Annotated in this window: 6 protein-coding genes; 3 read left to right on the forward strand and 3 right to left on the reverse strand. The window is 62.9% G+C overall.

Annotation, left to right across the window (positions count from 1 at the left end; translation table 11 throughout):
- Nucleotides 1-156: 156 nt before the first annotated feature.
- Entirely contained in the window at nt 157-765 is a 609-nt protein-coding gene (gene nadD, locus BDE01S_RS07790) for a nicotinate-nucleotide adenylyltransferase (protein WP_066079760.1), read from the reverse strand.
- Complete coding sequence (locus BDE01S_RS07795) at nt 762-1349, reverse strand: beta-class carbonic anhydrase (RefSeq protein WP_066079763.1); 588 nt, start codon at nt 1347-1349, stop codon at nt 762-764. Before BDE01S_RS07795 ends, nadD begins: the two co-directional genes overlap by 4 nt.
- Before the next feature lie 112 nt (nt 1350-1461).
- Here BDE01S_RS07795 and BDE01S_RS07800 point away from each other — a divergent pair, with 112 nt between their 5' ends.
- Genes BDE01S_RS07800 through truC form a run of 3 tightly spaced genes read left to right on the forward strand, consistent with a single transcriptional unit; the run spans nt 1462 to nt 4039 of the window.
- Nucleotides 1462-2355: an NUDIX hydrolase gene (locus BDE01S_RS07800; protein WP_066079766.1), complete on the forward strand. Its 894-nt coding sequence runs from the start codon at nt 1462-1464 to the stop codon at nt 2353-2355.
- 10 nt (nt 2356-2365) lie between these two features.
- Nucleotides 2366-3322: an ABC transporter ATP-binding protein gene (locus BDE01S_RS07805; RefSeq protein WP_066079769.1), complete on the forward strand. Its 957-nt coding sequence runs from the start codon at nt 2366-2368 to the stop codon at nt 3320-3322.
- Nucleotides 3323-3325: 3 nt separating this feature from the next.
- Entirely contained in the window at nt 3326-4039 is a 714-nt protein-coding gene (gene truC, locus BDE01S_RS07810; RefSeq protein WP_066079772.1) for a tRNA pseudouridine(65) synthase TruC, read from the forward strand.
- Nucleotides 4040-4091: 52 nt separating this feature from the next.
- Here the strand turns inward: truC and BDE01S_RS07815 are convergent, their stop codons facing one another.
- On the reverse strand, nt 4092-5627 hold the full coding sequence (locus BDE01S_RS07815) for an ABC transporter permease (protein WP_066079775.1): 1536 nt from the start codon (nt 5625-5627) through the stop codon (nt 4092-4094).
- Nucleotides 5628-5708 lie beyond the last annotated feature (81 nt).

Below are 5708 nucleotides of genomic sequence, written 5' to 3' on the forward strand. Positions count from 1 at the left end.
CCTTGTCTCAATCTAAATTGAAACGACTATAATTTTCAGACGGCCTGTGATTTGGGTACGGAGCATCCGATGTTTTGCACAGGCTTTGGATTGCTCAGCGGCATCAGCGAGGATACGGCGGTATATGGTCGGAGAAATGACGCTCCGACTGATTACTTAGCGGTAAAGCCCGTGCTTGCGGATATAGCGCGCAACCTGCGGCGGCAGCAGGCCGTCTGAATTTCCGCCTTGTCGGATCAATTCGCGGATTTGGGTGGAGCTGACATCATACAGCGGCGCCTGCAGGATTTTGACGCTGCCGTTTTGCAGCCCTTCGCCGAGCCAGGCGTGTAATTCGCGCGGCGCACGGCTTAAATTGTCGCCCTGGCGCATGGCAACGGCGATATGGATTTGGCGCACGAGCGTCTGCCATTTTTTCCAGGTATGGAGTTTCATCAGGCTGTCGCTGCCGAGCAGCCACCACAGCGGCGTTTGCGGAAACTGTTGGCGGAAAATCTGCACGGTGTCGAAGGTATAGGTCGCGCCCTCGCGCACCATGTCGCAATCGCTGACGGCAAACCGCGCATCATCGGCGGCGGCCAGCTCGGTCATCGCCAGGCGGTGGGCGGCGGGCGTTTGCGTGGACTGCGCTTTGTGGTAAGGGTCGCCGGCGGGCAGGAACACCACGGTATCCAGTTTCAGTTCGTCGGCAAAAGCGCGGGCGATGTGCAGATGGCCGTTGTGTACGGGGTCGAACGTGCCGCCGAAAAGACCAATGCCGCTCATGGCCGGCCGCCGTTTGCTTCGGCGCTCAGGCTGCCGTCCACCACCAGATTGAGCTTGCCGGTGGTCGGGTGAATCACCAGGCCGTGCACGGCCACATGGGCGGGCATCAGCGGATGGCGGCGGATTAGGGAAACGGTATGGCGGACGCTGTCTTCCACATTGTCAAAGCCGGTCAGCCAGCTGTCGAGATCGATGCCCGCGTTACGCAGGGTTTCCAGGCGGTCGTCGGGGATGCCGTTGTCGGCGGCTTTGCCGAGAAAACTGTCGGCATTGAGCTTCTGCATGCCGCAGTCGTGGTGGGCAATCACCATGATTTCGTTCACTTTCAGCTCGAACACGGCCACCAAAAGGCTGCGCATCACCGAGCCCCACGGGTGGGTCACCACCGCGCCGGCGTTTTTAATCAGCTTGGCATCGCCGTTTTTCAAACCGAGCGCGCGCGGTAGCAGCTCGATGATGCGCGCGTCCATGCAGGACAAAATCGCCAGGCCGCGGCCGGGATATTTGCTGGTGAAAAATTGGGCGTATTCGCCGGATTCGACAAATTCGCTGTTGAAAGAGAGGATATTGTTCAATTCGCTCATGGCGTGCCTTTCCAAAGGATACCTGCTGCCATTATACCCGATAGCCGCGCTTCGGTTGCAAAGCTGCATAAAGCGGTTACAATCACAACATCCCTTTATCAGGAACCCGCGTATGTGCTCCGAACACCCCGCTTTTTCCGCACCGATTACCCCGTCCGCCCACGATGCCCTGTGGCAGTGGGCGCAGCAGGCCTACGGCTTGAGCGGCGGCTGGCAGACCTTGTGGCTGCGCGGCTGCCCGCTGGGGCGCATCAATCCGCAATGGGCAGAGCGGATTGCCAAAGACTGGCACGGCAGCGCGTCCGCATCTTCAGACGGCCTGTTTTTGGAGGCCGACAGCTGGCTGGCATTGGGCGACGGTTTGCAGCACATGGCATCCGAGTGGAAGCGGTTGGGGCTGCTGCACGGCTGGCGCGACGAGCGTTTTGACGTGTGCGGCGAAGACGGGCAGGTATTGTTTGCCTTGGAGCGGGCCGCGTTCCGCCCGTTCGGCCTGATGAGCCATGCCGTGCATCTCAACGGCTTGGCCTGTATCGACGGGCAATGGCGTTTCTGGATCGGGCGGCGCAGCCCGCACAAAGCCGTCGATCCCGATAAGCTCGACAACCTGGTCGGCGGCGGTATCAGCAGCGGCGAAGCCGTCGAAGCCGCCATACTGCGCGAAAGCGAAGAAGAAGCCGGATTAAGCCCGCAGCAGCTGGCCGGTATGCGCCCGAGCAACCGCATCCACAGCCTGCGCCCGGTTGCCCGCGGCCTGCACAATGAAATCCTGCATATTTTCGATGTCGTGCTGGCGCCGGACGTGCGCCCCGAAAATCTGGACGGCGAAGTGGCCGGGTTTGAGTGCCTGACCCCGCCGCAGTTGGTTGAAGCCATGCTCGGCGGGCAGATGATGGCCGACGCGCAGCTGGTGACGCTCGACGCCTTCCGCCGCTACGGCCTGCTTGCGCCGCAGCATCCGCTTACCCGCTATTTGGCGGACATCAGCCGCCCCGCAGCCGTCTGAAAGTCATACCATGCTGCAACTCAAACACATCAGCAAGCGTTTCGGCGCGCACACCGTGGCCGACAACATCAGCCTGAGCATAGGCGGCGGGCAGCTGCTGGCCGTATTGGGGCAGTCGGGCTGCGGCAAATCCACCCTGCTGAAAATCATCAGCGGCCTGCTCGCGTCCGACAGCGGCGAAGTTTGGCTGAACGGCGAAAACATCACCGACAGGCCGTCTGAAAAACGCCAGATTGCGCTGATGTTTCAAGATTACGCCCTGTTTCCGCATCTGAATGTAGTGGAAAACGCCGCCTTCGGCCTGCGGATGCGCGGCACGGGGCGGCGCGAAGCCGGGCAGCGGGCCTTGCAGCAGCTCGAAGCCGTCGGCCTGGCGCATCTGGCTGCGCGGCGCATCGACAAACTGTCGGGCGGCGAGCAGCAGCGGCTGGCATTGGCACGCGCCCTGGCCGCCCAACCTGCCTTACTGCTGCTCGACGAGGCCTTTTCCAGCCTCGACAGCCATCTCAGGCAGCAGCTGCGCGGCCTGACTTTGGCGCAAATCCGTCAAACCGGCATCCCCGCCGTGTCCGTCACCCACTCCCCCGAAGAAGCCCTGAGCATGGCCGACCGCCTGCTGATTTTGCAGCAGGGGCGGGCGGTGCAGAGCGGTACGCCGCAGGAAGTGCTGCAACGTCCCGCCAATCTCTACGCCGCCCGCCTGCTGGGGCTGCACAACGCCGACGCGCAACGCTACATCCCGCCGCAGGCCATACGGATAGACAATGGCGGCACACGCTGCCCGCTGCTCGAAGCCGCCCCCTTGCCCGAAGGCATGCGGCTGGTGTGCGCCCACCCGCGCTACGGCAGCCTGACCGTGTTGTGCGGCTGGCAGACGCAGGGTAGCGCGGATTGGGCGGCGCTCGGCCATATCGGCATCACCGTCGATGAGGCACAAATCATTTCTTTTCCCCCGCAGGCCGTCTGAAAAATGCTGGATATCCTTTATCAAGACAACGAATGCATCGCCGTTAACAAACCCGCCGGGATGCTGGTGCACCGCAGTTGGCTCGACCGCCGCGAAACCCATGTGGTCGTGCAAACCCTGCGCGACCAAGTCGGGCGGCGCGTGTTTCCCGTGCACCGTCTCGACCGGCCGACCTCGGGCGTATTGCTGTTTGCCTTCGACAGCCGGTCTGCCCGCGCGCTCACGCAGCAGTTTGAACACAAAACCGCCCGCAAAACCTATTGGGCGGTGGTGCGCGGCCATTTGCCCGACGCAGACACCATCGACTACCCGCTCAAATACCAGCCCGACCAAATCGCCGAAGCCCTGACCGAAGCCACCGTGCAGGAAGCCGTGAGCAGCTACCGCTGCCTGGCGCGTATCGAGCTGCCGTTCCAATCCGCCGTCCGCTACCCGACCTCGCGCTATTCGTGGGCGGAGCTGGAGCCGCATACCGGCCGCAAGCACCAGCTGCGCCGCCATCTGAAACACATTTTCCACCCCATCGTCGGCGACACCAATTACGGCGATTTGCGCCAAAACCACGCCGTTTCCGAACATCTGGGCACGCAGCGGCTGATGCTGCACGCCCGCAGTCTGTGTTTTGAAAACCTGCAGGGCGAAGCGGTGGAAGTAACCGCGCCGACGGACGAACAATGGGCGGTGTGGCTGGCGCATTTCGGCAACCCGCAGCCGTAAACGCCGCGTGCCGCGCGTGCATTAAAAAAAGCCGTCTGAATATCGGTAATATTCAGACGGCTTTTTTGTCTTCTTTTTCGTCCAGCAGCAGAAACGCCGCCACCGCCAGCCCCATCAAGACCGCGGTCAGCACCATGGCTTTGGCGTAATTATCCGCCCCCGCGCGCCCGAGGTGACTGTAAATCAGCGTGGTCAGCGTCTGCCATTCGGGGCGGGAGAGAAACAGCGTGGCGGCAAATTCGCCGATGCAGGTGGCGGCGGCCAGCGTGGTGCCGCGGCGCAGGGCAGGCATCAGCAGCGGCGCGGTCACGCGGCAGGCCGTCTGAAAACGGTTTGCGCCCATACTGCGGGCGGCGGCGGCGTAGTTTTCGGAGAGATTGTCCCAAGCGGCCAATATGTCTTTGGCCACAAACGGATAGGCCAGCAGCGCGTAAGTTGCCACCAAAAGCGGCAGCGAGGCCGTCCAATCGGGGTAAAGCAGCAAAATGCCAAACGCGATGCAGACGGGCGACACCATAAACGGCAGAAACGTCAGCGCGCGTATCCAGGCCGAGCGCCGCGCCGCCAGCGCGTAAGCGATGCCCAACACCACCGCCAGCCCCACCGCCATGGCGGAAAAGCGCAGGGTGTTCCACGCGGCGGCCAGCGTGTCGGCTTCGAGCAATACCAGCCAGGAGCGGCCGGCTGCCAGCGCCTGCACCCACACCGCCGCCAAAGGCAGGGCGCAGCAGACGAGCAGCACCGCCCACGTCCAAACCAGCAGCACGCGCTCGCCTGCCGATTGCGGCGGGCGCGGTATCGGCGGCGGTAGGGCGCGGGCAGAAGCGGTGCGGCGGCTCAGGCGGGCGTAGAGCAGGCCGGCGGCGGCGGTAACGGCCAGCACCAGCCACACCAATGCCGAAGCCTGCGCGATGTCCAATTCATAGGCAATCAGGCGGTAGATTTCCACTTCCGCCGTGGCATAGCGGTTGCCGCCCAGCAGCAGCGCCAGCCCGAAGCCGGAAAAACAGTATAAAAACACCAAACACGCGCCGCCCGCCAGCCACGGCCGCAGCGCGGGCCATTCAATCTGCCAAAAGCGCTGCCGGGCATCCGCGCCCAGCGTCTGCGCCGTCTGCAGGCGCGTTTCCGGTATGCTCAAAAAGCCCTGATAGGCGGCACGCAGCAACACGGGCAGGTTAAAAAACACATTGCCGTAAATCAGCAGATAAGGCGTATCCTGCCAGCCCGCCCACAAAAAACCGTCGGCGCCGAACAAGGCCAACACGCCCATGCCCGCCACCAGCGTGGGCATCGCGAAAGGCAGCATCAGCAGGCGCAAAATCCGCCGCCGCCCGAAAAAGTCCAGTCGCGCCAAAGCCCATGCCGCAGGCACGCCCAGCAGCAGGGTCAATACGCAGGTCGCAGCGGCCTGCACCAGCGTCCACACAATGCGGCCGCGCATATAGTCGTCGCCCCATACCGACCACACCATCCCGCCGCCGTCATACAGCGCCAGCGCCGTCATGGGCGCGACCACCATCACGGCGAGAAAGCCGAGCGGCAGCAGCGCGGCCAGCAGGCCGGGGAGGGAGGCTTTGATATTCATGGCGCAGACGCAGGCAGAAAAAAATCCATTTTAACAAAAGCCGTCTGAAATCCGGAAATTTCAGACGGCATCGGGCTGAAA

Source organism: Bergeriella denitrificans NBRC 102155, from assembly GCF_001592185.1.
Taxonomy (GTDB): Bacteria; Pseudomonadota; Gammaproteobacteria; order Burkholderiales; family Neisseriaceae; genus Neisseria; species Neisseria denitrificans.

Excerpts from the sequence above, each read along its gene's own strand:
- truC (WP_066079772.1), top strand. The coding sequence starts at position 3,326 with ATGCTGGATATCCTTTATCAAGACAACGAATGCATCGCCGTTAACAAA.
- BDE01S_RS07815 (WP_066079775.1), bottom strand. The coding sequence starts at position 5,627 with ATGAATATCAAAGCCTCCCTCCCCGGCCTGCTGGCCGCGCTGCTGCCG.
- BDE01S_RS07805 (WP_066079769.1), top strand. The coding sequence starts at position 2,366 with ATGCTGCAACTCAAACACATCAGCAAGCGTTTCGGCGCGCACACCGTG.
- BDE01S_RS07800 (WP_066079766.1), top strand. The coding sequence starts at position 1,462 with ATGTGCTCCGAACACCCCGCTTTTTCCGCACCGATTACCCCGTCCGCC.
- nadD (WP_066079760.1), bottom strand. The coding sequence starts at position 765 with ATGAGCGGCATTGGTCTTTTCGGCGGCACGTTCGACCCCGTACACAAC.
- BDE01S_RS07795 (WP_066079763.1), bottom strand. The coding sequence starts at position 1,349 with ATGAGCGAATTGAACAATATCCTCTCTTTCAACAGCGAATTTGTCGAA.